Annotated in this window: 2 protein-coding genes; both read left to right on the plus strand. The window is 54.8% G+C overall.

The features are described 5' to 3' along the window. Window positions 1-39 precede the first annotated feature (39 nt). Window positions 40-516, plus strand: coding sequence for a MarR family winged helix-turn-helix transcriptional regulator (locus tag HLUSI_RS0124670; protein ID WP_016836473.1), 477 nt, complete (start codon window positions 40-42; stop codon window positions 514-516). 220 nt (window positions 517-736) lie between these two features. Next, window positions 737-1,162, plus strand: a complete 426-nt coding sequence (locus HLUSI_RS0124675; protein WP_016836474.1) for an organic hydroperoxide resistance protein — start codon at window positions 737-739, stop codon at window positions 1,160-1,162. Window positions 1,163-1,230 lie beyond the last annotated feature (68 nt).

Raw genomic sequence — 1,230 nt, forward strand, 5'->3', positions numbered from 1 at the left:
TTTTTTTTTTTTAATTTTTGACTATGTATTATTCAATCCATGGCAAACGCAAACACATCGAAGAACGCAGCAGCGATTGATCAGGCCCTGATGCTTGAAAATCAATTGTGCTTCGCCATGTATTCGGCGTCGTTGGCGATGACCAAGGTCTACAAGAAGTTGCTGAAGGACCTCGACATCACTTATCCGCAATACCTGGTCATGCTGGTCTTGTGGGAAAAGGACGAAGTCACCGTGTCCGACCTGGGCGGCAAGCTGTTCCTCGACTCGGGCACGCTGACGCCGTTGTTGAAGCGCATGGAAGCGATGGGTTTGCTGCATCGCGCCCGCGACACCGAAGATGAGCGTCGCGTCGTGGTCAGGCTCAGCCAGGATGGCCGCGCCCTGCGCAAGCGGGCGATGGCGGTGCCGGAGCGGCTGATGTGCGCCTTGCCGCCGCTGGAGCAAGTTGCCAACCTGCGCGAGCAACTGAAAGGCCTGCGCAAGGGCTTGCTGGACGGCGCCGAAGATTCTTGATTGCAGTTGTGCGCTTCCGGTGTTTGCGAGAGCAGTCGTACAAGGTTTTACTCGTTTATTATTTATATTGTTAGCAATTTTATTGTTTGAAATTTAAATTCCTTGCAGTTTGCACCGTTTGGGATTTAAATGAATTTTTTACCCTGGGTTGAACCCTGATTTACAACCAATAATCGATGCCTCCCCGCATCTTCTTCTGAACCACTCGAAAGGAAACAAAATGAAAATCGAAAAAGCACTCTACCAAGCAACCGCAACTGCAACCGGCGGGCGTGAAGGCTCTGCCAAGTCGTCTGACGGCGTCCTGGACATCAAGCTGAGCACCCCGAAGGAACTGGGCGGCGCAGGCGGCAACGGCACCAATCCTGAACAGCTGTTCGCAGCCGGCTATTCGGCCTGCTTCCTGGGTGCGATCAAGTTCGTCGGCGGCCAGGAAAAGATCGCCATTCCTGCCGACACCAGCATCACCGGCACCGTCGGCATCGGCACCCTTCCGGGCGGCTTCGGCATCGAAGCGGCACTGAACATTTCGCTGCCGGGCCTGGACCGCGCCGTTGCGCAATCGCTGATCGAGAAGGCGCATCAAGTCTGCCCATACTCGAACGCCACACGCGGCAACATCAACGTGACGCTGACACTGGTTTAAGAACTGAAATAGTTCGCCAGTCGCGACCCTCGATGTAAAAAGCCCCGCCGGTCAAACGGCCGGTTTGT

Source organism: Herbaspirillum lusitanum P6-12 (assembly GCF_000256565.1).
In the GTDB taxonomy this organism is placed as follows: Bacteria; Pseudomonadota; Gammaproteobacteria; order Burkholderiales; family Burkholderiaceae_D; genus Herbaspirillum; species Herbaspirillum lusitanum.